We start from the raw sequence: 23,672 nt of genomic DNA on the forward strand, positions 1-23,672 counted from the left end.
GGGGCTGGCGGGGAGCCCCGCCACGCTGGCGCTCGACCAGCCCTTGCCGGTGCAGTTCATGCACTGGATCGCCGCGATCGCGCATGGCGATTTCGGACGGTCGATCTCGATGGAAAGCCCCGTCATCGACCTGCTGATGCCGGCGTTCGGCGTGACCGCCTTGCTCGTGGTGCCGGCGGTGATCATCGCGGCGCTGCTCGCATTGCCGCTCGGCATGTTCGCGGCATGGCGGCAGAACAGCGGAACCGATACGCTGGTGGTGACCGCGGCGACCTTCTTCCTGTCGGTGCCCAGCTTCTGGCTTGGCCTGATGATGCTGCTCTATTTCGGGGTGAAGCTCGATCTGTTTCCGGTGGTCGGATATGTCTCGCCGTTCGACGATCCGCGTGAAGGGTTGCATTATCTGGTCCTCCCGGTCGTGACGCTTGCGCTGATCGAGGCCGGGGTGCTCGTCCGGCTGGTGCGGGCCAGCACCGTCGAGGTGCTTCAGCTCGACTATATCGCGCATGCCCGGTCGAAGGGATTGTCCGAACCCGCCGTGGCACGCCGCCATGCCTTCCAGAATGTCATGGGCCCGACCTGGACGATGATCGGGCTGGCGCTTGGCGGCCTGCTCGGCGGCGCGGTGGTGATCGAAACCGTCTTTTCCCTCCCTGGTCTCGGCCGATTGATGGTCGAGGCCGTCTTCGCCCGCGACTATCCCGTCGTTCAGGGGTGCATGGTCATCGTGATGCTCAGCTATGTCGGCGTCAATCTGGCGGTCGAACTGACCGCTCCGCTCATCTGCCCGTCGCTGCGCCATGACTAGAGCGCTTCCCGAAAAAGTGGGCACCGGTTTTTCGGCCGGGAAGCGCGCAAGATACTCGTCGATCCGCGCATTCGCCGCGCGACCGAGCGGCGCGATCGGCGGGATGCTCGTCATCCTGACCTTGGTCGCCGCGCTCGCGGGCGCGATCGCCACGCCCTATGATCCGACATTGGTGGATTTTTCGGCGAGGCTTTCGCCGCCCTCGCTCCTGCATTGGCTCGGCACCGACGAATGGGGGCGCGACGTGCTCAGCCGTTTGCTGGGCGGTGCCGCGATCACCGTCGCGGTCGCCGCGCTGACGACCGCCATGGTCACGGTGACCGGCGCCGTGCTGGGCGCGCTATCGGCCTTTGCCGGCGGCTGGCTGGATCGCATCGTGATCGCGCTGATGGATGCGCTGCTCGCCTTTCCCGCGCTGGTGATGGCGATCGCGATGACGACGGTGCTGGCCGGGTCGTCGCTGGCGCCCGTCATCGCGCTCAGCGTCGCCTACCTGCCCTATATGGTGCGGGTGGTGCGGACGAACGTGCTGACGATGCGCAATCGCGATTTCATCACCGCGTCGAAGATCATCGGCAACCGGCCGATCTATACGCTGGCCCGTCACATCCTGCCCAACACGATCGGTCCGGTGCTGGTCATGTCCACGTCGCTGTTCGGATGGGCGTTGCTCGCCGAATCGGCGCTGTCCTTCCTTGGCCTCGGCCTGCCGCCGCCTGCCGCGAGCTGGGGCGGGATGCTGGCCGACAGCCGCAACTATTTCGCCGACGCGCCCTGGCTCGCGATCGTGCCCGGCCTCGCGATCTCGGGTGCGCTGCTCGGCATCAACCTGTTCGGCGATTCCTGCCGCGATCATTTCGACCGGAAGATGAAGCCATGACACGCGACGCGGGAAAGCCGGTTCTCGCCATTGACGGGCTGACGATCACCGCGCCCGGCGGGCGGGCGGTGGTGAGCCAGGTCGGCCTGTCGTTGCAGGCGGGGGAAATCGGCGCGCTCATCGGTGAATCGGGCAGCGGCAAGACCACGATCGGGCGCGCCGTCCTCCGGCTGCTGTCGCCCGCGCTCACTATCGCCGGGGGCACGATCCTTTTCGAGGGACAGGATCTGGTCGGTGCCGATGCCGCCACCCTGCGCAGCCTGCGCGGCAGGCGCATGGCCGCGGTCTTTCAGGAACCGATGACGTCGCTGAACCCGTCGATGACGGTCGGGCGGCAGATGATGGAGGCGCTCAGGCTGCACGAGGGCGTCTCTGCGCGCGAGGCCAAAGCGCGCAGCCTGGAGATGCTGCACCGCGTCCGGATCAGCGATCCGGCACGATGCTTCGACGAATATCCGGGCAAATTCTCGGGCGGCATGCGCCAGCGCTTCATGCTGGCCTCGGTGCTGCTGACCCGTCCGGCACTGCTGATCGCCGACGAGCCGACCACCGCGCTCGACGCGCTCATCCGCCGCGAGATCATGGAACAGATGGTCGAGCTGACGCGCGAGCTCGGCACGGCGGTGCTGCTCGTCAGCCACGATCTCGGCATGGTGTCGCAATATGCCGACAGCGCCACGGTGCTGCATGACGGCCTGGTGGTCGAGCAGGGACAGGCACGCCGGATCCTGCTCGATCCCCGCACCGATTATATGCGCCGTTTCGTGGCGGCCCTGCCCAGCCGTCCGGCCGAGGCACATGCGGAGGTTGCCGACGCGACGCTGGTCGGCGTGTCGGGGCTCAATGTCGCCTTTCCGTTGAAGCGTCCGCTGCCCTTCGGCCCCCGGCGCCATGTCCGCGCCGTCAAGGATGCGAGCTTCGACATCCGGCGCGGCGAGGTGCTGGCCGTCGTCGGCGAATCGGGCTCGGGAAAGACGACCGTCGGCCGCACCTTGCTGGGGCTGCATCGCGCCGCGTCGGGGGCGATCGAATTCGGCACCGCGTCGGCCGAGGGTATCCAGATGATCTTCCAGGATTCCTATTCGTCGCTCGATCCGCAGATGACGATAGAGCGGATCGTGGCGGAGCCGTTGCGGCACGATGCGCGGCTGACCCGCGACGCGCGGCTGGAACAGGCGCGGCAGATGCTGCGTGAGGTCGGGCTCGCCGAGCCCTTCTTCGCCCGTTATCCGCATGAATTGTCGGGCGGGCAGCGCCAGCGCGTCGGTATCGCGCGGGCGATCGTGGCGCAGCCCGCGCTGGTGGTGGCCGACGAACCCGTGTCGGCGCTCGACGCATCGGTGCAGCGTCAGGTGCTCGATCTGCTGATGCGCCTGAAACAGACTTACGACCTCTCCTATCTCTTCATCTCGCACGATCTGGGTGTCGTCGAGGAGATCGCGGATCGCGTGATTGTCATGTATCGCGGGCGGATCGTCGAGGCGGGCCCGCGCGAAGCGATCTTCGACAGGCCGCGCCACCCCTATACCCACCAGTTGCTCGAAGCCACGCCGCGCATCGTTCGGCGCGCGCCGGATCATTATGAGCTTGTCGTCGCGCCGACCGGTCATGCGGCGGCCCCGTCCGGCTTCGCCTATCATCAGGCGGACGACGACGATGCCGCGGAGATGGTCGATCTCGGCGGCGGGCATTATGTGCTGTGTTCGCCCCGCGCGGATTTTTTGCGGCCAGGCGCATAATTATTGAAAGCGACCCTGGTCTCGCCCCCGTCTAGAAATCGGCTTTCGACAGGCCCCCGGAGCGATATTACATGAGCATTACCCCAGGCGACAAAGCCGATCTGCTGCGATTCTTCGGCGGTTCGCTGATGCCCGGCGAGGTCGTCGATGTGATGCTGCGCAACAGCCGCATGTTCCCCCATGCGGCGGTCGCGCGCGGGCTGGCGCCGGCGCGGCCGTTGCCGGTGTCTGCGACGCCCTTCCCGAAGATCGAGATCGCGCACGACGGCCGCACCTTCGATCTCGGTGACTTCATGTCGGTCAACCGCGTCGCTGGCGTCCTCGTCATGAAGGATGGCCAGGTCGTGCTCGAGGATTATGAGCTTGGCCTCGATGCCGACACGCACTGGGCCTCCTGTTCGGTCGCGAAGTCCTTCACATCGGCGCTGGTCGGCGCGGCCATCCTGGACGGGGCGATCGGCGATCTCGATGCGCCGCTGACCGACTATGTCGAGATTGGCGGGCCCTATGCCGAGGTTTCGGTGCGCCAGTTGCTGCGCATGTGCACGGGCGTCAAATGGAGCGAGGAATATGTCGACCCGCGCTCCGAGCGCCGCGTCCTGCTCGACCGTCAGCTCGAATTCAGCCCGCGCGCGGTGGTTGCGCATATGTCGGGGATGAGCCGCCTGACCGCCGCGGGTGGCGCATGGGCGTATAATACCGGCGAATCCTATCTTGTCGCCGCGCTGCTCGAAAATGCCACCGGGCGGTCGCTGACCGACTATCTGTCGGAGAAGATCTGGTCGCGCCTCGGCATGGACCAGGACGCGACATGGTGGCTCGACAGCCCGGGGGGCATGGTGGTGTCGGGCAGCGGCATGGGCGCGACGATGCGCGACTATGCGCGCTTCGGTCAGTTCGTGCTCGACGACGGCGTGATCGACGGTGAGCGGGTGGTGCCCGCCGGCTGGTTCCGGGAGGCCGGCGCACCCTATCATATCGGCGAGAAGCTGGTGCCCTATGGCTATATGTGGTGGGTTCCCGAGCTGCAGGCACCCGAACTCGAAGGCGCTTTCCAGGCCGAGGGCATTTACGGCCAGTATATCCATGTGAACCCGCGCGAGAATCTCATGATCGTGCTGCTCAGCGCCCGCTCGAAGCCCAATTACCGGCTGCGCTACGAGCTGAACGACGACGCCTTTTTCGCGGCGGTCGCGCGCGCGCTGCGATGACGGCCGACCACGCCCGCCACATCCCCGCCGAATGGGCGCCCCATGACGGCATATGGATCGGTTTTCCCAGCCGGGCGGCGGTCTGGGGACATAATCTCGACGGCGCGCAGCACGAGGTGGCGGCGCTGGTGCGCAGCCTGGCGACGGACGGTGGCGAGCATGTGTATCTGGCTGTCGGCAACCAGCAGGCGCGGGATCGCGCGCTCAGCCTGCTGGCCGATGTGGCCCATGTCGAAATTCCGCCGTTCGATGTCGGCGACGTCTGGCTGCGTGACACCGGGCCGATCTTCAGGGCGGACGGCTCGGCCGCTGCCTTTGCCTTCAACGGTTGGGGCGAGCAATTCGGGTATGTCGATGATCTGCACGTGGCGCGCTCGATCGCGGCCCATGCGCGCGCGTGCCTCGACGAGCATCGCTTCGTCCTCGAGGGCGGCATGCTCGATTTCGACGGCGACGGGACGGCGCTCGCAACCCGCCAATGCGTGCTCAATCCCAATCGCGGCCGGCGCTGGTCGGAGGGCGACGCCGAGGCGGCGCTGCGCGCCTCGCTAGGCGTCGAGACTTTGCTGTGGCTGGATCGCGGCCTGGAATATGATCACACTCATGGTCACATCGACAATGTCGCCAGGTTCGCCGGCACCGCGACGGTCCTCGTGTCCGTCGGGACGGCGGGCGAGGACGGGGATGCCGCGCTTTACGACGCGATTGCCGATACGCTGACGGGCCGGGTCGATGCGCGGGGCAGGCCGATAAAGGTAATCCGCATCGCCTCGCCGGGGCGCGTGCTGGCGGAAGACGGGGCACCGCTCGCGGCCTCCCATCTCAATTTTATCATCGCCAATCGGGCGGTGCTGGTGCCCGTCTACGGCACCGCGAGCCAGGGGCTGGCCCTTGAGCAATTGCAGGCCGCATTTCCCGACCGCGCCGTTATCGGCCTCGCGGCCAATACGCTATTGACCGAGGGTGGATCTTTCCACTGCATCAGTCAGCAACAGCCGGCGGTCCGGCCGGGCGGAGGATCGCACATCCCCTCTTGAAGGCATATTGGTGGTCAGCGTCGAACAGGCGGTGGCCGCGCCCCGCCGCACGCGCGCGTTCGCCGATCGGGGTGCGTGCATTGTCGAGATCAAGCGTCCGCAGGGCGGAGATTTCGCGCGGAGCCATGATCGGCGCGAAGCCTGCGCGGATCGAACTGCTCGAAAGATGCATCGGCGATCTGATCAAATAGCCCGATAGCCTGCAACAAGGCGAGCCAGGAGAAAGCGAGGCGAATCGGTGTCGCCCGCCGAGAGCGCATCACCAAGTGTCGGAACGGCCGCCGGAACGGGAGGCGTCAGAACGACGCGCAAACCCGCAGAAATGCTGTGGTGCCGGCTACAGGATTCGAACCCGTGGCCCCCTGATTACAAATCAGGTGCTCTACCAACTGAGCTAAGCCGGCGCTGATTCCCCCATGCGTCAGACGACGCCGAAGGTCCAGCCCTCGGTTTGCGCGAGGGGGTGATCGAGCGTGGCGGGGCGCCAGGGTGCGGGGGTGGGCGCGGCGCGGCGGAGCCAGGCGGCGGTCAGGATCGCGTCGCTGCCGTGATCGTCGATCGGCCCTTCGCCGGGATGGGGGCCGCTGGCGATCGCGGGGGCGGCGAGCGCGGCGTTGAGCGCCTCCACCGTCCGCATCTTGGTGCGCCCGCGCGCGCGGCCCGCCGCGACCGCCGCCAGGCTGGTATAGATCTCCACGAGCAGCGATCCCGCGCCCGGATCGGGATCGAAGGGCCAGACCGGAACCGCGCCGCCCAGCCGGTGAAGCACGCGCATGCCCGTCAGGCTGGATTTGCCGACCTGCGCCGCGCCCACCAGGTTGAGGTTGCTATAGGGATTGAGGCCCTGCTGGCGCTGCGCCTCCTCCGTTACGCGCAGCCGCCCGCGCCCGGCGCCGAACAGGTCGCCCGGCCGATTTCCATGGCGGCGGAAATGGCGCGCGGCGTGCGGATGATCGACGAAGCTGGTGGCGGAAAGATGCGCGTCGTCCGCGCAGATGCGATCGACCAGCGCCCACAGGCCGCGCGCGTCGGCGGGGCTTTCGTCCCATCCGGGAAAGAAGGCGCCGCGATCGGCGAAGGGCAGCGACGGGCCGAGATCGAGGCCGACCAGCGTGCCCGCCGGCATCTCGCCCGCGATCCAGTCCAGCACCTCGCCGCGCGACCAGACATGGCCGGGGCGGACGCGCCGGGGCGCGTCGTTCCCCGCCTCGCAAAAGGCGATGGCGATGCCGGGCTGGCGCATGCCCACCGCGCCCGACCAGTCGATCGCGGCGAAGCCGGTGAAGCGGTCAGGGGCGGGGGGCGCCGGCGCGAAGGCGGCCGCCTGATCCCAGGTGAAGCTCATGGCTTCCTGCGCGGGCGGGGCTTCGGGCGGGCGGCGTTCCAGCCATGCGCCTGGGCGATCATCGTGCGCACGCGGTCCGGATCGGCGCTGTCATGGCGGACAAGCACGGCGGGCCAGCCCGCATAATGCGGCGTCTGCCAATAGGTGTCGGGATCGGTTTCCATGAGCATCTCGACGGTGTCGAGATCGATCATCAGGCAGAAGGACCCATCCTCCCGCCCCGGCGCCACGAAGGCGCGGCCATTGGTCTTGACCGCGGGCTTGCCATAGCTCGTCGAAAGCTCCGTGCCGGGCAGCGACAGCGCGAACGCGACGACGCCGTCCCAGTCGAGGCTCATTTGAGCGTCGCCAATATCTCGGCGGTGAATGTGGCGACGTCGAAGGGCGCGCCCGCCGGATCCTCGCCGCGCCGCACCAGCACGACGTTGCGGCTGGGTACGATCACGACATATTGGCCGCGATTGCCGAAGGCGGCGAAGCTGTCCGCCGGCACGCCGGGGGATTTGTTGAGCAGCCAGAAGGTCGCGCCATAGCCGTACGGCCCCTCGGGCTGCGGTCCCGACGGGGTGGTGACGTATTTCACCCAGCCTTCGGGCAGCACGCGCTCGCCGTTCCAGACGCCGTCATTCTGGTAGAGCAGGCCGAAGCGCGCCAGATCGCGCGCGGTGGACCAGACCTGGCTGGAGAGCACGAAATTGCCCTGGAAATCGGTCTCCGCGATCGTGCGGGTCATGCCGATCCGGTCGAACAGCTCGGTTTGCGGAAACCGGGTATAGACCGCGTCGTCGCCGATGCGGGCGCGGAGCGCGCGGATCGCGAGCACGATATCGTTGTTGGCGTAGCGGAAGCGGGTGCCCGGCATCGCCTCGATCGGCCAGGCCGTCACTTCCTGCGTCACGCTGGTGCCGCCGAAATAAAGCGCGTCGGTGCGATTGCCCGCCGTGTCGCTGTGCAGGCCGCTGGCCATGCGCAGAAGCTGGTCGATCGAGATATTGCCGCGCGGATCGCCCGCGTCGCGCCATTCGGGGATCACCCCCTTCTGCTCGGGCGCCAGCAGCCCCTTGCCCACGCCAAGGCCGACGATCGTGCCCGTCACGCTCTTGGCGACCGACCAGGTGCGCTGCGAGACATGGGGGCCGAAGCCCTCGCGATATTTCTCGAACACGATCCGCCCGTTCTGGACGACGATCGCGCCGGTGGTGCGCGTCCCCTTGCCGAAGCCTTCGGCGAAGACGCGGTCCATCGCCGCGCCCAGCGCCTTCGCGTCGCCCGCGAGCCTGCCCGTTGCCTGCGCCTCTCCGGCGGGCCAGGGCTTCGCGTCGGCGGCGGTGCGCGTCGATGCCGGCGGCACGTCGTCGGGCAGGGTGGGCGTCGCGCCGATCGGGGTGATCGTGCAGCCACGATCGACCGCCCAGGTGGCGGCGCGCGGCGGCATCGCCGGATCATAGGGAACGCTGACGATCGCCACCCGATCGTCGCGGCCCTTCACCACCTGTGCCTGAAGCGTCTGCAGGATCGCGTCATATTGCGGATAGGTGCCGGTCAGTTCCAGCGCCTCGGCCTGCGCCTGGGTGCGCCCGGCGTTGAACATGGCGCTGCACAGGGTGAGCGCCTTGTAGCCCGCCGCGATCGCGCGGTCGTAGCTTTTGGGCGGTTCCTGGAGCTGCGCGGCGGACGGGGCTGCCGCCGCCAACGCCAGTATCGCCGCCAGGCTAGCGCTGCTTCTTCTCACGCAATTCCCCCCAATAGGCCAGCCGCTCCGCGATCCGCTTCTCGAATCCGCGCTCGACGGGTGTGTAATAGGTTTCCGGCCGCATCTCCTCCGGCCAGTAATTGTCGCCGGAAAAGCCCTCGTCGGTATCATGGTCATAGCCATAATCCTTGCCATAGCCGATCTGCTTCATCAGCTTGGTCGGGGCGTTCAGGATGTTCCTGGGCGGCATCAGCGACCCGGTTTCCCTGGCGGAGCGCCATGCCGCCTTCTGCGCCTTGTAGGCGGCGTTGGATTTGGGCGCGGTCGCGCAATAGAGACAGGCCTGGACGATCGCCAGCTCGCCCTCCGGCGAACCCAGGAACTCATAGGTGTCCTTGGCGGCCAGGCACTGGACCAGCGCCTGCGGATCGGCCAGCCCGATATCCTCGCTGGCGAAGCGCACGATCCGGCGCAGCACGTAGAGCGGTTCCTCGCCCGCCGTCAGCATCCGCGCCAGATAATAGAGCGACGCCTGCGGATCCGATCCGCGCATCGCCTTGTGCAGCGCGGAGATGAGATTGTAATGCCCCTCGCGATCCTTGTCGTACACCGCCACGCGGCGGTGGAGCAGCGCCGAGAGACCGGCGGGATCGAGCGGGGCGGGCAGGTTCACCGAAAACAGCGTCTCCGCCTGGTTGAGCAGGAAGCGCCCGTCGCCATCGGCGCTCGCGATCAGCGCGGCGCGCGCGTCGGGATCGAGCGGCAGCGGCCGTTCCTCCAGCGCCTCGGCGCGGGCGAGCAGGGTTTCCAGCGCGTTCGCATCCAGCCGGTTGAGGATCAGCACCTGCGCGCGGCTGAGCAAGGCGGCGTTGAGCTCGAAACTGGGATTTTCGGTGGTGGCGCCCACCAGGGTGACGGTGCCGTCCTCCACATAGGGCAGGAAACCATCCTGCTGCGCGCGATTGAAGCGGTGGATCTCGTCGACGAACAACAGGGTGCGCTGGCCCAGCCGGGCATGGTCGCGCGCCTCGGCAAAGGCCTTTTTCAGGTCCGCCACGCCCGAGAACACCGCCGAGATCGAGAGGAAGCGCAGCCCCACCGCATCGGCGAGCAGCCGCGCGGTGGTGGTCTTGCCCGTGCCCGGCGGCCCCCAGAGGATCAGCGAGGAAAGCTTGCCCGCCGCCACCTGCCGCCCGATCGCGCCCTCCGGCCCGGTCAGATGGTCCTGGCCCACCACCTCGTCCAGCGTGCGCGGGCGCAGGCGATCGGCCAGCGGCGCGTTGGCATCCAGCGGTTTCGGTGAATCGTCGGTCGCGAAAAGGTCGGCCATGGGGCGCCCTAGATAGGCAGCGCGGGCCGCGATGTCATTCCCGTGTGAGGGGGGCTTGTAAAAAGATCGAATCAAGATATATCTTAAGCTATCACGTAACAGATAAGGAATTACGAAAATGCGTTTTGGAATGGGCTATGGCGCCTGGACAGGCGGCCATCATTCCCGCCGCGGCCATCACGGCATGGGCGAGGACGGCGAGGGCCGTCGCGGCCGGCGCCGCGTGTTCGACGGCGGCGAGCTGCGCCTGGTGCTGCTGCGGCTGATCGCCGACCAGCCGCGCCACGGCTATGACCTGATCCGCGCGATCGAGGAGCGGACGGGCGGCGCCTATGCGCCCAGCCCCGGCGTGATCTATCCCACGCTCACCCTGCTCGACGATATGGGGCTGATCGGCGAGCAACAGTCCGAAGGCGCCAAGAAGCTGTTCGCCGTCACCCCGGCGGGCGAGGCGCATCTGGCCGAGCGGACCGACGAGATCGACGGGCTGTTCGCCCGGCTCGACGCGCTGGGCGAGCATCGTGCCCGCACCGAGGGCGGATCGATCCGCCGCGCGATGGGCAATCTCCGCCAGGTGCTGGTCAACCGGATGAGCGAGGGCGATGTCGACGAGGACAGGCTGCACGCGATCGTCCAGGTGATCGACGAGGCGGCGCAGAAGATCGAGCGGCTGAAATGAGCGGCTTCGCGGCGACGGCCAGCGTGCCGACCCGATCGGGCAGCCGTTACCTCCAGCAATTGTGCAAGCATTGGCAGCATAATCTGGAGGTCGCCTTCACCCCCGAGCACGGCACCGTGGTGTTTCCCAGGGACGCGCGCGGCGCCGATCACCCCGGCGACGGGCTGGTGACGATGGACGCACGGGCGGAAACGCTCGAGGTGCGCATCGACGCCACCTCCGCCGAGCAGCTCGACGGGCTGAAAGGCGCGGTCGCCCGCCACCTCGACCGCTTCGCCTTCCGCGAGGCGCCGTTGGCGTTCGACTGGCAGGCGGTGGGGTGAACATGCGCGACACCATCCCCGCGAATGCGGGGATGGTGTCGGGACGGCGCCAAATGCGCCTACCGTTCGGGCCGGGCTAAACCCCGCGCGCTCGGATCGTGTCGGCGTGGCGCCAAATACCCGCACCGTTCGGGCCTGCTTACCCCCGCGTGCTCGGATCGTGCCGGCGTGACGCCAAATACCCGCACCGTTCGGACCTGCTTAACCCCCGCGTGCTCGGATCGTGCCGACATGGCGCCAATTACCCACACCGTTCGGGCTGAGCCTGTCGAAGCCCTGCCTTTCCTTTGCATCGGAAGGAGAAGGACAGGGCTTCGACAGGCTCAGCCCGAACGGGGTGTGGGCAGGGGCGCGAGCTCGCCCGATTGCGGATGCCCGAACGGGGTGCTGGCATGAGCGCCAGCCTGGCCGATCTCAATCCGTATAGGGTAGCGGGCTCTGGCGTGGCGCGCGGCTGCCGGCCTGGCGCTGGCGGATGATGCGCAGATAGCCGTCGACCAGTTCCTGGTTGACCGCGTCCCAGCCATAGCGGTCCGCCGCCTTGCGCCCCGCTTCGCCCGCCGCCGCGCGGGCGTCGCCATTCTCGCAATAATGCTGGAGCGCGTCGGCGAAGCCGACGATCGCGCCGGGGCGGACGAGCCGCCCGCTCACGCCGTGCGCGACCAGGCTGTCGCTGCCCGTCGCCTTGGCGGCGACCACCGGCAGGCCCGAGGCCATGGCTTCGAGCGTGACGTTGCCGAAGGTCTCGGTGACGGAAGGATTGAACAGCATGTCCATCGAGGCGACGGCGCGGCCCAGGTCCGGCCCGGCCTGGAAACCCGCGAACACCGCCTGGGGCAGCCGGTTGCGGAACCAGTCGCCCGCCGGTCCCTCGCCGACGATCAGCACGCGATGCTTCACGCCGCGCCGAACGAGCTGGTCGATCGCGTCCGAATAGACGTCCAGCCCCTTTTCCATCACCAGCCGGCCGACAAAGCCGATCGCCACCTCGTCATCGGCGATGCCCAGCCCGCGCCGCCATGCCAGGTCGCGCCGGTCGGGACGGAAGATCTCCTGATCGATGCCGCGCGTCCAGATGCCGACATCATAGCTCATCCGCTGTTCGCGCAGGAGCTGCGCCATCGATTCGGATGGCGCGAAGATCGCGTCGCAGCGCTGGTAGAAACGCCGCATCGCCGCCAGCGCCAGCGGCTCCAGAAAGGCGAGGCCGTAATAGCGGAAATAGGTTTCGAAGCGGGTATGGACCGACGCGATCACCGGCTTGTCCCAGCGCCGCGCCAGGCTGACGGCGCGGTGGCCCAGGATCTCGGGGCTGGAGACATGGAAGATATTGGGCGCGAAACGCTTGATGTCGCGCTTGATGCTCGGCGGGATCATCACCGGCGCGCGATATTCGGCGCGGCCGGGAATGGCGATGGCGGGCACGCCCACCAGATCGCCCGTCGGCGGAAAGGCGGGTTCCTTCACCACCGGCGCATAGACGCGCACCGACGCCCCCTGGCGGAGGAGATAGCCCACCAGCCGGTTGAGCGCCTGATTGGCGCCGTCGCGGACATAATTATAGTTACCGCTGAACAGCGCGATGCGGAGATCGGTGACGTCCATAAGCGGCCAGCCCCTAACGGTTCGTCGCGATTAACGCCAGCGGCGCGAGCGATCGCGCCGCGATCATCCGAAGGGCACCACGCGGTTCGCGGCGTCATGGCCGATATCGGCGCCGCCGAGATGGCGGATTCCCGAGACATGGCACCAGTGCGCCGCGATCTCCTCCGCATCATGGCCGAAGGGGCGGTCGTTCGGGGTGATGTCGCTGACCCGGCCGAAGCGGATGCCCGCCACCTTGCGGATGCCGGGATTGCTGGTGATGTGGCACAGCGTCCGGTCGATCCGGTAATGATATTCGCCCACATCCTCCAGCAGCAGGACATGGCCTGACAGATCGGGCTGCAACGGCGTGCCGATCAACATGCTCAGGATCGTCATGTTGAACGCCGCCGCCGGGCGCTCGCCGTCCAGTCCGGGTTCCAGCGACGCGGGGTCGCGTTCGACCAGCCAGCGCAGCGCCCGGTCCACCGCCGCCTCGCCGCCGTCGCGGCGGATGTCGACGGGCATGGGGCCGTGCGCGACCGTGCCGATGCCCCGGCCGTAAAGCCCGCCGAGCAAAGTGCCCGCGTCGCTATAGCCGAGATAGGTCTTGCGCCGCGCCGCTTCCCCCAGCCGGGCGATCGCGCCCTCGGCGACGCGGCAGGCGCCATAGCCGCCGCGCGCGAACCAGATCGCGTCGAGATGCGGATCGTTCGCCGCCTCGACGAACGCGGCCTCGCGCGCGCAATCCTCGCCCGCGAAATGGCCCGCGCTCAGGAAGCATTGCGGATGGAAGGCCAGTTCCACCGCCGCGCCGTACAAAGCCTCCGCCCGCGCGGTGACGCGTTCGGCCACCGCGTCGTCGATCGGGCAGCTCGGCGCGACCACACCGATCCTGGTTTTCATCGCCTTCATCCCCATGCGCTTGCCCAACCCAATAAAAGCGTCAATAGCGCGCGCCCATGACTCGGGCCAAAAGCTATTTCTTCTGCGGAATCGGGGGCAGCGGCATGTTGCCGCTCGCCTGCATCGTCAAGGCGCGCGGCGCCAGGGTGAAGGGATCCGATCGTTCGCTGGACCAGGGGCGCATCGCCGCCAAGTTCGATTTCCTGAAGGCGCAGGGCATCACGCTCTATCCGCAGGACGGCAGCGGCATGAAAAGCGCGGACCAGATCCTCGTCACCTCCGCCGCGGTGGAGGACGAGATCGCCGACGTGGTGAAGGCGCGCGCGATCGGCGCGCCCGAGATGCGCCGCGCGGACCTGCTCGCCGAATTGTTCAACGCCTCGCGCACCAGCATCGGGGTGGCGGGCACCAGCGGCAAATCCACCGTCACCGGCATGATCGGCTGGATCCTGAGCGCCACCGGGCGTGAGCCGACGGTGATGAACGGCGCGGTGATGAAGAATTTCATCGGGCCCGAAACCCCCTTCGCCAGCGCGCTGATCGGCGGGGGCGAGGCGTTCGTGAGCGAGGTGGACGAGAGCGACGGTTCGATCGCGCTCTACGATCCCGACATCGCGGTGCTCAACAATGTCTCGCTCGACCACAAGTCGATCGAGGAGCTGCGCACGCTGTTTGGCGGCTTCATCGGCCGCGCCGATTGCGCGGTGATCAACGCCGACAGCGAGGAAGTGGCGAAGCTGGCGGCGATCCTGCCCGAAGGCGTGGCGCTGACCTATGGCATCGATCGCGGCAGCGCCTATCTGCGCGCCGAATCGGTGGCGGAGGCGCCCGACGGCGTGTCCTTCACCGTGGTCGAGCGATCCGATGGCGGGCGCGCCGATGTGCGGCTGCGCGTGCCGGGGCGCCACAATGTCTCCAACGCGCTGGCCGCGATCGGCGCGGCGCGCGCGTGCGGCGTGCCGCTGGCGGCCGCCGCGGAGGCGCTGGCCGGGTTCGAGGGGCTGCGCCGCCGGATGGAGGTGGTCGGCCAGGCGAACGGCGTGACCGTGATCGACGATTTCGCGCATAATCCGGACAAGATCGCGGCGACGCTCGCCACGCTCCATGCCTTTCCCGGCCGGCTGCTGGTGATGTTCCAGCCGCACGGCTTCGGCCCGCTGCGCACGATGCGCAACGAACTGGTTGCCGGTTTCGTCGATCAGCTTGGCGCGGACGATGTGCTGATCATGCCCGATCCCGTCTATTATGGCGGCACCACCGACCGCAGCGTCGGCGCGGCGGAGATCGTCGCCGGCGTCAGCGCGGGCGGGCGCCATGCCGAATATCTTCCCGACCGTGTTGCATGTGGCGAACGACTGACCATCTTGGCGAAGCCGGGTGACCGGATCGTCGTGATGGGCGCGCGTGACGACACGCTGAGCCAGTTCGCGGCGGAACTGCTGGCCAGAATGGAAGGATAAGTTCATGCAGATGGCGCATTACACGGTGATCCGCGATGGCGCCGTCTGGCGGATCAATCTGGCCGGCAAGAATTACGGGCCTTATGCGACGCAGTCGGCGGCGATCCGCGACGCGATCGACACCGCCGGCAAGGCGGTCACCACCGGCTATCAGTCGCGCGTGATGGTGCAGGAGGAAGACGGCAGCTTCCGCGAGGAATGGCGTTCCGCGCCGGTGGTGCCTTCGGCCTGACCCGGGGGGATCGCGAAGTTGGGTGCGCAATCAGGTTAAGCCTGTCCCGCCACTGTTGACATCTCCGTTCGGGCTGAGCTTGTCGGGACGAAGTCGGCCGTAGGCCAACCCCTGCCTTTCCCTTTGCATCGAAATAGAAGGACAGGGCTTCGACAAGCTCAGCCCGAACGGGGTTGGTGGGCCCGAGCGGGATGGGGCGAGCCCGAACGGTGTGAGTTGGGCCCGAACGGTGTGAGTGCGGGACTGAGCGGTGCGAGGGGCGGTGTGCCCCCTCAGACCCCCAGCGTCTTGTCGACCGTGCCGCGCGTGACCGAGTGATAGCCGGGGCGCGCCTTCAGATAGATGGCGCGCGCGGCGGGGCCGCCCCATTCGGCCTGGGCGTTGAGCGCCTCGAACAGCGGCGCCACGAACTTGCGCCGTCCCATTGAGGTGAGGAAACGGTCCGCCGAGGCGAGCGCGGGATCGTAGCGGCTGCCGATCGCGAGCATCAGCCAGGCGAAGCGGATCTCGCTGTTGCCGCTGTCCGAAAGCCCCCAGGCGCCGTCGAGCGCGGCGAGCTTGTCGGCCGACAGCGTGCGCGGCAGGCGGGCGAGGAAACGCTGGTAATGCTGGGTGGTCCAGCCGGTGCGGTCCACCGCCGCCGCGTTTCCGCTCGCCGCGAAATTCGCCGCCGCGCGGTCGACGGCGGCGAAGGCGGTGGAGCGGACATGGACGGCATCGTCGGGCAGGCCGGGCTGGTACACCCAGCGCTCGACGCCGATCTTCGCTTCCTCGCCATCCTTGAACAGATTGGCGCGCATGTCGCCGATCAGCCCGGCGCTGGTCTGCGGCTTGAAGGCCAGCCGGTCGAAATAGCTTTTGAGATACGCGTCCCAGCGTTCGCGGCCGACCGTCTTTTCGATCGTGCGCAGGAACACCGCGCCCTTTTCATACGCCACATCGGTCATGCCGTCGTCGGGATCGCGCCCGGCAAGATCGAGATGCAGGCGGCTGTCGGGCGCGTCCTGGCCGCCCACCTGCCTGAAGGCCGCCTCCATGTCGCTCCAGCCGAGATCGGCGAGCATCGCGGCGCGATCGGCGCCGTACATCGCCTCCATGATCCGGTTCTCGAAATAGACGGTGAAGCCCTCGTTGAGCCAGAAATCGTTCCAGGTGGCGTTGGTGACGAGATTGCCCGACCAGCTATGCGCCAGTTCGTGCGCGATCAGGCTGACGAGCGAGCGGTCGCCCGCGATCACCGTGGGCGTGACGAAGGTGAGCGTGGGGTTCTCCATGCCGCCGAACGGGAAGCTGGGCGGCAGCACAAGCAGGTCGTAGCGGCCCCAGCGATAGGGGCCGTACAGCCCCTCCGCCGCGCTCACCATCTTCTCCAGATCGGCGAATTCGCTGGCGCTGCGCTCCAGCATGGCGGGTTCGGTCCAGACGCCGGTGCGCGGGCCGATCTCCTTGAAGGCGAGATCGCCGACCGCGATCGCGATCAGATAGGGGGCGACCGGCTTGTCCATCTTGAAGCGGAAGGTGCGGCCGCCGTCGCTGTTCTCGCCCTCGGGCGTCAGCCGGTCTCCGCTCATCACCGCCACCAGTTCCTCCGGCACGGTGATGCTCGCGTCCCAGCTCTGGCGGATGCCGGGGCTGTCCTGCGTCGGGATCCAGCTCCGGTTGAGGATCGCTTCGCCCTGGCTGAACAGATAGGGCGATTTCTTGCCCGCCGTCTGGTCCGCCGAGAGCCATTGCAGCGCGGGCGCGCCGGGGGCGGAGGCGTAGTGGATCACGATCTTCTTCGCGCCGCCAAGCTGCACGGTCAGCGGCTGGCCCAGGATCGCGTCCCCCTTGCCGAAGGCGAAGGGCAATTGCCGCCCCTCCGCGTCGGTGACCTGCTTGACCGCGAGGTTGCGGCTGTCGAGCACGATCTCCTTGGCGCCCTCCTTGGTCTGCAGGTCGAGCGTGGCGGTGCCCGCCATCACCTTGGCGTCGAAATCGGCGGTCAGGTCGAGCGAGACATGGGTGACGCGCGCTTCCTGGGGTTTCGCATAGCTGTGGACGTCCTTCGCCTCGTCGGTGGTCAGCACCGGCGCCACCTGCGGTGTTCCGGCATTCTCGCTGGCGGGCTGCGGATTGCACGCCGCGAGCGTGCAAAGCAGCAGGGCGGGAAGGAGGTTGCGAAGATGCATGAAGGCGCGACCCATGTTGTGAGCGCGCGAAGCTAGAGCAGGAAGGCCGGGCAGGGAAGGCCGGATGGGGTGGGTGGGAACGCGTGGCCCGGAATGATCCGCGATCCCGTTTCCGGTCGGGCCGGGCCTGTATCCTCGCCACCCGCACCGTTCGGGCTGAGCGTCTATCCTCGTCACCTGCACCGTTCGGGCCGGGCCTGTCGAAGCCCTGCCTTTCCTTTGCATCGGAAGGAGAAGGACAGGGCTTCGACAGGCTCAGCCCGAACGGGATTGGGGGAGCGGTGCGGCGGTATTTTGCGGCTTGTCGCCCCGCCGATCAGCGCCGTGCGGTCTGGCCGAAGAGGAGGGCGCGGGCTTTGCGGCCTTCCTCGGTATCGGCTTCCAGCGGCTTGCGCAGCTCCGCGCCGACCGCGCGGCCCCTGGCGAAGCCCTCGCGCGCGCCGCAGCGTTCGATCCACGCCTTGGCATTGGGGAAGTCGTTCAGGTCCTGGCCGACGCGGTCGGCGAGGACCGCCCAGGGCCAGATCGCGAAATCGGCGATCGAGAGCGGGCCGGCGACGAAGTCGCGATCGGCCAGCCGGGTGTCGAGCACGCCGAACAGGCGGTTCATCTCGTTGGTGTAGCGATCCTGGCCATAGCGCAGCTTTTCGGGATCGGGCTCGATCGTCGGCGCGTAATGGCGGAAATGATTGGCCTGGCCCGCCATCGGGCCGACGCCGCCCATCTGCCACATCAGCCAGCTTTCCACCTCCGCCCGCTCGCGCATGTTGGCGCCGCCGAACAGGCCGGTCTTGCGCGCCAGATACAGCAGGATCGCGCCGGATTCGAAGATCGAGATCGGTTCGCCGTCCGGCCCGTCCGGATCGACGATCGCGGGCATGCGGTTATTGGGGCTGATCTTCAGGAATTCGGGGGCGAACTGCTCGCCCGCGCCGATGTTCACCGGATGGACGGCATAGGGCAGGCCCATTTCCTCCAGCGCGATGCTGATCTTGTGGCCATTGGGGGTCGGCCAGTAATGAAGTTCGATCATCGGGGTCTCCTTGCCGTGCCCAGCGCGGCGGAGATGGGGGCGGCGGGGCGGCGCGACAAGCCGTCTCCGCGCATTCCACCGGCGGCAAAAGACTTGCCGAACGGCAACGCTGCATTCATGTCGTCCGGCGCAGGGATGGAACAAGATTCGTTCGTGAGAGGGATGTTCATGAAGAAAGCGTTTGGTTTCACCGCCGGGCTGGGTCTGCTCGCGCTGGCGTCGATCCCGGCGACGGCCTCCGCCGCGCCGGGGCCGAAGCCGCCGGCATTCGCGATGTGCGCGGTCTGCCACAAGGTGAACGCGGGCGAGAAATCGGCGATGGGCCCCAATTTGTGGGGCGTCGGCAATCGCAAGGCGGCGGTCTCCACCTTCGCCTATTCGCCCGCGATGAAACAGTCGAACATCACCTGGACGCGCGACAAGCTGATCGCGTTCGTCACCGATCCGCGCAAGACCGTGCCGGGCACCAAGATGGTCTATGCCGGGCAGAAGGATCCCAAGGTCGCCGCGCAGATCGCCGATTACCTGCTGTCGCTGAAATAAGCCGGTCCGCCCCCGGATCGCGGATCCGGGGGTGCGACAAATTGCGACAAATTTCCGCCGGTCCGCGATAATTTGAGGACATGTCTGCCCGATAAGCCGTCTCATCGGCGGCTATCCAGGCAGGCCGTGTCATCGAAGGACCAAAGGATGAAGAAAGTGATCGCTGTCTCCGCTCTCGGCGCGATCGCGCTGGCCGGCGGAATCGCCATGGCGCAGACCGGCGAGACGCGTGCCCCCGGCGCGCCGACGACCCGCGCCGACGCCACCGCGCGCGCCGATGCGCGTTTCGACCGGCTGGACGCCGACAAGGACGGCAAGCTGACCGAGCAGGACCGCGCGGCGCGCGGCAAGGAACGCGCGGACCGCATGTTCGCCGCGCTCGACGCCGACAGGAACGGCCAGGTGAGCCGCGCCGAGTTCGACGCCGCGCGCGAGACGCGGATGGAGCGCCGCGAGGCGCGTGGCGAACATGGCAAGCGCGGCCGGCATGGCATGGCGCATCGCGGTTTCGGCCGAGACGGCATGCGTGGACCGGGCGGCATGCGCGGCAAGCTGGACGCCAATGGCGACGGCGCCGTCACCCGCGCCGAATTCCAGGCGCCCGCGCTGGCGATGTTCGATCGTGTCGATGCCGACAAGGACGGCACGATCACGCTCGAGGAACGCCAGGCGGCGCGCGCGGCATGGCGTGCGAAACGGTCGGGAAGCTGATCCTTCCCGCGTGATCCGGGCGGGCGTGCGCCGTTGCGCATCGCCCGCCCCTCCGGCATGAACGAAGGCAGGCCATGAGCGACCGTCCCCACCTCCTCCTCGTCGACGACGAGCGTTCGATCCGCGAACCGCTCGCCGCCTATCTCCAGAAGAACGGCTTCCGCGTGACGGCGGTGGGCGACGCCGCCACCGCGCGCCTGCGGCTGGCGGGCTATGCGATCGACCTGGTCGTGCTCGACATCATGATGCCGGGCGAGGACGGGCTGAGCCTGTGCCGCCATATCCGCGAGAGCGGGGAGATCCCGGTGATCCTGCTGACCGCGCGCAGCGAGGAGACCGATCGCATCGTCGGGCTGGAAATGGGCGCCGACGATTATGTGCTCAAGCCCTTTTCCCCGCGTGAGCTGATCGCGCGGATCAAGGTGATCCTGCGCCGCGCGGGCAATGGCGGCGCGCGCCTCCGCCCCCCCGAAAGCGAAAGCTACGCCTTTGCCGGCTGGGTGCTGAAGGCGGGCGAACGGACGCTGGTGGACAGCGACGGCGTGTCCGTGCCGCTGTCGACCGGCGAATACAACCTGCTGCTGGCGCTGGTCAGCCGGCCCAACCAGGTGCTGAGCCGCGACCAGTTGCTCGACATCACACAGGGGCGGGAGGCCAATCCGTTCGATCGCGCGATCGACAACCAGATCAGCCGCCTGCGCCGCAAGGTGGAGCCCGACCATCGCAACCCGACGCTGATCAAGACGGTGTGGGGCGGCGGATACACGCTCGCCGCCGATGTGACGCGGATGTGATGGTGAAATTGCTGGATAAATTGTGGCCCCGCAACATGTCGGGCCAGATCGCGCTGCTGGTGGGCATCGCGCTGCTCGTCGCCCAGTCGATCAATTTCGGCCTGCTGGTGCGCGCGCGCGATCGCCAGGAACTGATCCAGGTGGCGGCCCCCGCGATCGCGCGGCTGGCCGACGCGATCGAGCGCGACGCGGCGGGCGCGCCGATGCTGCGCGAGCGCGGCCCGTGGCTGCTGCGCCGCGGCGTCGTCGTCGAGGGCAAGAGCCGCGTGACGCCGGGCATGCCGCGCCGCGAGGACATCGCGGAACGCGCGCGCGTGGCGCTGCACGACCTGCGCGTGCCGGTGCTGAGGGTGGATGCGGCGCAGGCCGCCGGATCGGCGGTGCGGCTGCCCGGCCATGACCGGATCGCGCAGCTTCGCGACACGATCGATCCCGAACGGCGCAACAACCGCCCCTATCTGATCGTCGCGGCGGAGGTGAGCCCCGGCCGCTGGGTCAACCTGATCACGCGGCTGCCGTCGCGCGATCCGCGCTTCCTGGGCTGGCTGTTCCTCCAGACCATGATCCTCTATTTCGTGGTGCTCGCCGCCGTGCTGTGGAGCGTGCGCCGCGTCGCGCGCCCGCTGCGCGAGCTGACCGGCGCGGTCGAGGGCTTCCGCAGCGCCGAAAGCGCGGCCTTGGTGCCCGAAAGCGGCCCGTCCGACGTGCGCCGGCTGGTTTCCGCCTATAACGGCATGCGCACGCGCATCGCCGGGCTGCTCGACGAGAAGGACCGGATGCTGGGCGCGATCGGCCACGACCTGCGCACGCCGCTCGCCTCGCTGCGCGTGCGCGCGGAGGGCATGGAGGACGAGGCCGAGCGCGACCGCATGGCCGCGACCATCGAGGAGATGAACCGCACGCTGGACGACATATTGTCGCTGGCGCGGCTCGGGCGGCCGAGCGAGCCGGAAACGCGCGTCGACCTGTCGGCGCTGCTCGACCAGGTGGTCGACGACTTCCAGGCGCTGGGCAACACCGTGTCGCTGGCGGACATGCCGCGCACCACCGTGACGATCCGGCCGACGCTGGTGACGCGCGCGCTGCGCAACCTGATCGACAACGCCGTCAAATATGGCGGCAGCGCCGAGGTGAGCGTTGCCCAGGCGGACAAGGGCGTAGCCGTCCTGATCGACGACAATGGGCCGGGCATTCCCGAGGACAAGATCGAGGCGATGTTCGAACCCTTCGCCCGGCTGGAACAGTCGCGCAGCCGCGAAACCGGCGGCACCGGGCTGGGGCTGGCGCTGGCCAAGGCGATCGCGCTTCAGCATGGCGGGCGGCTGACGCTGGCCAACCGCCCCGAAGGCGGGTTGCGCGCGACGCTGTGGCTGCCGGCCTGAACACTGGTCCGACCACTGGCCCAGGCACCGGCCGCGAAGCCCCGGCGGAGGCCGCCCGCGATGCGACGAACCGGGGCCGCCTTATGAAAGATTTTACCACTTTTCCCTAGGGATCGACGGCATGAACGCGCATGCCATGATCGTCACGGAAGCCGCGCCGGACGTCCGCCCGCGCTCGGCGGTGAGCACCGGGGTGGGGCTGGCGGGCCTTGCCGGCCTGTTCGGCTGGATCCTGATCGCCCGATATTACGGCATGGACGGGCCGCTTTCCGCGTTGACCGGCGTGATCTGCTGCGGCGTGCCGATGGTGCTGTGGTCGCTGCTGGTGGACAAGGTCCATCGCAATCCGTCGACGGGCATCGACTGGTCGGCCGCGCCGCGCCCGATGCGCGAGACCATCGACATCAGCCTGGTCAAGATCGCGGGCCTGTGGGCGACCTGGGGCGCGATCGCCGTCTTCTACTGTGTCGGCCGCTGGTATTGGAGCGGCAGCTATCTGTTCGCGATGGAGGTGCTCGTCACCCTCGCGCCGATCCTCGCCGTCACCTCGGTCCCCTATGTGATCTGGATCGACCGGCGGCTGGTCGAGCCGCGCGACGGCGCCCATGCCTTCGGCCAGTTCCTGATCGGGCAGGGCGTGCCCGACCGCACCGTGCTGTACGATCATTTCCGCGCCTGGGCGGTGAAGGGCTTTTTCTCCGCCTTCATGATCTCGATCGTGCCCGGCGCGTTCGGCGATCTGGTGCGTGAGCCGCTGGCGGCGATGGTCGCCAGCCCGGTGATGCTGGCCGGCTGGCTGATCACCGCGATGTTCGTGGTCGATATCGCCTTCGCCACCGTCGGCTATGTGCTGACGATGAAGCCGCTGGATTCGCATATCCGTTCGGCCAATCCCTATGCGGCGGGCTGGATGGCGGCGCTGATCTGCTATCCGCCCTTCATCATGATGGGTGACGGCGGCCCGCTCGACTATCATATCGGCACCGCCGAATGGTCCGACTGGCTGGCGGGTTATCCAAGTGTCGTCGCCGCCTATGGCGCGGTGCTGGTGGGGCTGACCGCGATCTATGCCTGGGCGACGGTGGCGTTCGGACTGCGCTTCTCCAACCTCACCCATCGCGGCGTGCTCACCCACGGCCCCTATGCCTGGACCAAGCACCCCGCCTATCTGGCCAAGAACAGCTTCTGGTGGCTGTCCACCCTGCCGTTCCTCGCGACCACCGGCAGCCCGATCGACGCGGTGCGCAACACGCTGCTGATGGCGGCGGTGAGCGGCGTCTATTACTGGCGCGCGCGCACCGAGGAGAAGCATCTCGGCGCCGATCCCGCCTATCGCGCCTATGCCGAATGGATGGATCGCAACGCGCCGATCCCGCGCCTGATCAGGGGCATCACGGGGCGCGGGCGGTGATTCCGGCCACCTGCGAACGCTGCAAGCGCACGTTCGACGGGGAGGAAGGCAGGATATCGCTGGCGCGCTGCCGCGATGCCGAATGCCCGATGAAGAAAGGCCCGCGCAGCATCGCGGTGCCGCTGCTGATCCTGCTGGGCGTGATCGTGGCGCTGATCGCCGCCATCGTCGCCGCGATATCCTGGCTGACCGGCGATTCCGCGTCCGAGGATGCGGTGGCGACGCGCGATCGCGCGGAGGCCCAGGCCTATCGCAGGCAGACGCAACCGCCCGCCGCCCATGACATCGCGGCGCAGGCGGGCGGTGGCGGCGCGGCTGGATCGAAAGGCGCGGTCGGCACGCCGGGATCGAGGGGCGCGGTCGGCGCGCCGGGCGGGGCCGCGGCTTCCGGGGCCGTAGC

General features: G+C 68.2%; 24 protein-coding genes and 1 tRNA gene. 16 read left to right on the top strand and 9 right to left on the bottom strand.

The features are described from left to right. The 6 genes from ACODTA_RS29355 to ACODTA_RS29380 all read left to right on the top strand — a co-directional run. Positions 1-808: ABC transporter permease (locus tag ACODTA_RS29355; RefSeq protein ID WP_489071058.1), on the top strand; the 808-nt coding region annotated here is incomplete at its 5' end. Continuing rightward, complete coding sequence (locus ACODTA_RS29360) at positions 801-1,688, top strand: ABC transporter permease (RefSeq protein ID WP_489071060.1); 888 nt, start codon at positions 801-803, stop codon at positions 1,686-1,688. The genes ACODTA_RS29355 and ACODTA_RS29360, both read left to right, overlap by 8 nt. Beyond that, positions 1,685-3,427: a dipeptide ABC transporter ATP-binding protein gene (locus tag ACODTA_RS29365; RefSeq protein WP_489071062.1), complete on the top strand. Its 1,743-nt coding sequence runs from the start codon at positions 1,685-1,687 to the stop codon at positions 3,425-3,427. Before ACODTA_RS29360 ends, ACODTA_RS29365 begins: the two co-directional genes overlap by 4 nt. A 71-nt stretch (positions 3,428-3,498) precedes the next feature. Then, positions 3,499-4,638 (top strand): serine hydrolase domain-containing protein, encoded by a 1,140-nt coding sequence (locus ACODTA_RS29370; RefSeq protein WP_489071064.1) that lies wholly within the window; start codon positions 3,499-3,501, stop codon positions 4,636-4,638. Continuing rightward, the gene (locus ACODTA_RS29375) at positions 4,635-5,675 is read left to right on the top strand and encodes an agmatine deiminase family protein (protein WP_489071066.1); all 1,041 of its coding nucleotides are present in this window, start codon (positions 4,635-4,637) and stop codon (positions 5,673-5,675) included. The genes ACODTA_RS29370 and ACODTA_RS29375 overlap by 4 nt, the downstream gene beginning before the upstream one ends. A gap of 31 nt (positions 5,676-5,706) precedes the next feature. Then, a complete protein-coding gene (locus ACODTA_RS29380; RefSeq protein ID WP_489071100.1) occupies positions 5,707-5,874 on the top strand; it encodes a hypothetical protein in 168 nt (55 codons plus the stop codon). Between the two features lie 129 nt (positions 5,875-6,003). Here the strand turns inward: ACODTA_RS29380 and ACODTA_RS29385 are convergent. The 5 genes from ACODTA_RS29385 to ACODTA_RS29405 all read right to left on the bottom strand — a co-directional run bounded on the left by ACODTA_RS29385 (position 6,004) and on the right by ACODTA_RS29405 (position 10,043). Next, positions 6,004-6,079: transfer RNA gene (locus ACODTA_RS29385), tRNA-Thr, on the bottom strand. Positions 6,080-6,096: 17 nt separating this feature from the next. Further along, positions 6,097-7,020: a hypothetical protein gene (locus tag ACODTA_RS29390; RefSeq protein WP_489071068.1), complete on the bottom strand. Its 924-nt coding sequence runs from the start codon at positions 7,018-7,020 to the stop codon at positions 6,097-6,099. After that, positions 7,017-7,358: an MmcQ/YjbR family DNA-binding protein gene (locus ACODTA_RS29395; RefSeq protein WP_489071070.1), complete on the bottom strand. Its 342-nt coding sequence runs from the start codon at positions 7,356-7,358 to the stop codon at positions 7,017-7,019. Before ACODTA_RS29395 ends, ACODTA_RS29390 begins: the two co-directional genes overlap by 4 nt. Next, positions 7,355-8,752, bottom strand: a complete 1,398-nt coding sequence (locus ACODTA_RS29400) for a serine hydrolase domain-containing protein (protein WP_489071072.1) — start codon at positions 8,750-8,752, stop codon at positions 7,355-7,357. The genes ACODTA_RS29395 and ACODTA_RS29400 overlap by 4 nt, the downstream gene beginning before the upstream one ends. Beyond that, positions 8,733-10,043: a replication-associated recombination protein A gene (locus ACODTA_RS29405; protein WP_489071074.1), complete on the bottom strand. Its 1,311-nt coding sequence runs from the start codon at positions 10,041-10,043 to the stop codon at positions 8,733-8,735. Before ACODTA_RS29405 ends, ACODTA_RS29400 begins: the two co-directional genes overlap by 20 nt. Before the next feature lie 118 nt (positions 10,044-10,161). Here ACODTA_RS29405 and ACODTA_RS29410 point away from each other — a divergent pair, with 118 nt between their 5' ends. Together ACODTA_RS29410 and ACODTA_RS29415 are read left to right on the top strand one after the other, a co-directional pair. Beyond that, the gene (locus ACODTA_RS29410) at positions 10,162-10,722 is read left to right on the top strand and encodes a PadR family transcriptional regulator (protein ID WP_222989277.1); all 561 of its coding nucleotides are present in this window, start codon (positions 10,162-10,164) and stop codon (positions 10,720-10,722) included. Then, positions 10,719-11,045, top strand: coding sequence for a DUF2218 domain-containing protein (locus tag ACODTA_RS29415; RefSeq protein ID WP_489071076.1), 327 nt, complete (start codon positions 10,719-10,721; stop codon positions 11,043-11,045). The genes ACODTA_RS29410 and ACODTA_RS29415 overlap by 4 nt, the downstream gene beginning before the upstream one ends. Before the next feature lie 414 nt (positions 11,046-11,459). Here ACODTA_RS29415 and ACODTA_RS29420 read toward each other — a convergent pair whose 3' ends face one another. Continuing rightward, complete coding sequence (locus tag ACODTA_RS29420; RefSeq protein WP_489071078.1) at positions 11,460-12,650, bottom strand: glycosyltransferase family 4 protein; 1,191 nt, start codon at positions 12,648-12,650, stop codon at positions 11,460-11,462. Between the two features lie 63 nt (positions 12,651-12,713). Further along, positions 12,714-13,535 (bottom strand): LD-carboxypeptidase, encoded by an 822-nt coding sequence (locus ACODTA_RS29425; protein WP_489071102.1) that lies wholly within the window; start codon positions 13,533-13,535, stop codon positions 12,714-12,716. A gap of 56 nt (positions 13,536-13,591) precedes the next feature. On the opposite strand from ACODTA_RS29425, the gene ACODTA_RS29430 reads away from it, so the two are divergent. Further along, positions 13,592-14,995: a Mur ligase family protein gene (locus ACODTA_RS29430; protein WP_489071080.1), complete on the top strand. Its 1,404-nt coding sequence runs from the start codon at positions 13,592-13,594 to the stop codon at positions 14,993-14,995. Between the two features lie 4 nt (positions 14,996-14,999). After that, a complete protein-coding gene (locus ACODTA_RS29435) occupies positions 15,000-15,227 on the top strand; it encodes a DUF2188 domain-containing protein (RefSeq protein WP_489071082.1) in 228 nt (75 codons plus the stop codon). A gap of 272 nt (positions 15,228-15,499) precedes the next feature. Here the strand turns inward: ACODTA_RS29435 and ACODTA_RS29440 are convergent, their stop codons facing one another. Together ACODTA_RS29440 and ACODTA_RS29445 are read right to left on the bottom strand one after the other, a co-directional pair. Next, the gene (locus ACODTA_RS29440; protein WP_489071084.1) at positions 15,500-17,398 is read right to left on the bottom strand and encodes a M1 family metallopeptidase; all 1,899 of its coding nucleotides are present in this window, start codon (positions 17,396-17,398) and stop codon (positions 15,500-15,502) included. Positions 17,399-17,714: 316 nt separating this feature from the next. Further along, positions 17,715-18,431 carry a glutathione S-transferase family protein gene (locus ACODTA_RS29445; protein WP_489071086.1) on the bottom strand — a complete coding sequence of 239 codons (717 nt, stop codon included), beginning with the start codon at positions 18,429-18,431 and terminating at the stop codon, positions 17,715-17,717. 168 nt (positions 18,432-18,599) lie between these two features. On the opposite strand from ACODTA_RS29445, the gene ACODTA_RS29450 reads away from it, so the two are divergent. The 6 genes from ACODTA_RS29450 to ACODTA_RS29475 form a co-directional block, all read left to right on the top strand. Then, the gene (locus tag ACODTA_RS29450; RefSeq protein WP_489071088.1) at positions 18,600-18,974 is read left to right on the top strand and encodes a c-type cytochrome; all 375 of its coding nucleotides are present in this window, start codon (positions 18,600-18,602) and stop codon (positions 18,972-18,974) included. A 147-nt stretch (positions 18,975-19,121) separates the two neighbouring features. Continuing rightward, entirely contained in the window at positions 19,122-19,685 is a 564-nt protein-coding gene (locus ACODTA_RS29455) for an EF-hand domain-containing protein (protein ID WP_489071090.1), read from the top strand. 74 nt (positions 19,686-19,759) lie between these two features. After that, positions 19,760-20,479, top strand: coding sequence for a response regulator (locus ACODTA_RS29460; protein WP_489071092.1), 720 nt, complete (start codon positions 19,760-19,762; stop codon positions 20,477-20,479). Between the two features lie 2 nt (positions 20,480-20,481). Further along, a complete protein-coding gene (locus ACODTA_RS29465) occupies positions 20,482-21,861 on the top strand; it encodes a sensor histidine kinase (protein WP_489071094.1) in 1,380 nt (459 codons plus the stop codon). Between the two features lie 121 nt (positions 21,862-21,982). Further along, entirely contained in the window at positions 21,983-23,272 is a 1,290-nt protein-coding gene (locus tag ACODTA_RS29470; RefSeq protein ID WP_489071096.1) for a methyltransferase family protein, read from the top strand. Continuing rightward, on the top strand, positions 23,269-23,672 hold a 404-nt coding region (locus ACODTA_RS29475; RefSeq protein ID WP_489071098.1), incomplete at its 3' end, for a hypothetical protein. The genes ACODTA_RS29470 and ACODTA_RS29475, both read left to right, overlap by 4 nt.

The organism is Sphingomonas sp. FG14, from assembly GCF_057809675.1.

Excerpts from the sequence above, each read along its gene's own strand:
- ACODTA_RS29460 (WP_489071092.1), top strand. The coding sequence starts at position 19,760 with ATGAGCGACCGTCCCCACCTCCTCCTCGTCGACGACGAGCGTTCGATC.
- ACODTA_RS29410 (WP_222989277.1), top strand. The coding sequence starts at position 10,162 with ATGCGTTTTGGAATGGGCTATGGCGCCTGGACAGGCGGCCATCATTCC.
- ACODTA_RS29420 (WP_489071078.1), bottom strand. The coding sequence starts at position 12,650 with ATGGACGTCACCGATCTCCGCATCGCGCTGTTCAGCGGTAACTATAAT.
- ACODTA_RS29365 (WP_489071062.1), top strand. The coding sequence starts at position 1,685 with ATGACACGCGACGCGGGAAAGCCGGTTCTCGCCATTGACGGGCTGACG.
- ACODTA_RS29470 (WP_489071096.1), top strand. The coding sequence starts at position 21,983 with ATGAACGCGCATGCCATGATCGTCACGGAAGCCGCGCCGGACGTCCGC.
- ACODTA_RS29415 (WP_489071076.1), top strand. The coding sequence starts at position 10,719 with ATGAGCGGCTTCGCGGCGACGGCCAGCGTGCCGACCCGATCGGGCAGC.
- ACODTA_RS29440 (WP_489071084.1), bottom strand. The coding sequence starts at position 17,398 with ATGCATCTTCGCAACCTCCTTCCCGCCCTGCTGCTTTGCACGCTCGCG.
- ACODTA_RS29360 (WP_489071060.1), top strand. The coding sequence starts at position 801 with ATGACTAGAGCGCTTCCCGAAAAAGTGGGCACCGGTTTTTCGGCCGGG.
- ACODTA_RS29375 (WP_489071066.1), top strand. The coding sequence starts at position 4,635 with ATGACGGCCGACCACGCCCGCCACATCCCCGCCGAATGGGCGCCCCAT.
- ACODTA_RS29390 (WP_489071068.1), bottom strand. The coding sequence starts at position 7,020 with ATGAGCTTCACCTGGGATCAGGCGGCCGCCTTCGCGCCGGCGCCCCCC.
- ACODTA_RS29425 (WP_489071102.1), bottom strand. The coding sequence starts at position 13,535 with ATGAAAACCAGGATCGGTGTGGTCGCGCCGAGCTGCCCGATCGACGAC.
- ACODTA_RS29450 (WP_489071088.1), top strand. The coding sequence starts at position 18,600 with ATGAAGAAAGCGTTTGGTTTCACCGCCGGGCTGGGTCTGCTCGCGCTG.
- ACODTA_RS29455 (WP_489071090.1), top strand. The coding sequence starts at position 19,122 with ATGAAGAAAGTGATCGCTGTCTCCGCTCTCGGCGCGATCGCGCTGGCC.
- ACODTA_RS29435 (WP_489071082.1), top strand. The coding sequence starts at position 15,000 with ATGCAGATGGCGCATTACACGGTGATCCGCGATGGCGCCGTCTGGCGG.
- ACODTA_RS29445 (WP_489071086.1), bottom strand. The coding sequence starts at position 18,431 with ATGATCGAACTTCATTACTGGCCGACCCCCAATGGCCACAAGATCAGC.
- ACODTA_RS29370 (WP_489071064.1), top strand. The coding sequence starts at position 3,499 with ATGAGCATTACCCCAGGCGACAAAGCCGATCTGCTGCGATTCTTCGGC.
- ACODTA_RS29405 (WP_489071074.1), bottom strand. The coding sequence starts at position 10,043 with ATGGCCGACCTTTTCGCGACCGACGATTCACCGAAACCGCTGGATGCC.
- ACODTA_RS29430 (WP_489071080.1), top strand. The coding sequence starts at position 13,592 with ATGACTCGGGCCAAAAGCTATTTCTTCTGCGGAATCGGGGGCAGCGGC.
- ACODTA_RS29395 (WP_489071070.1), bottom strand. The coding sequence starts at position 7,358 with ATGAGCCTCGACTGGGACGGCGTCGTCGCGTTCGCGCTGTCGCTGCCC.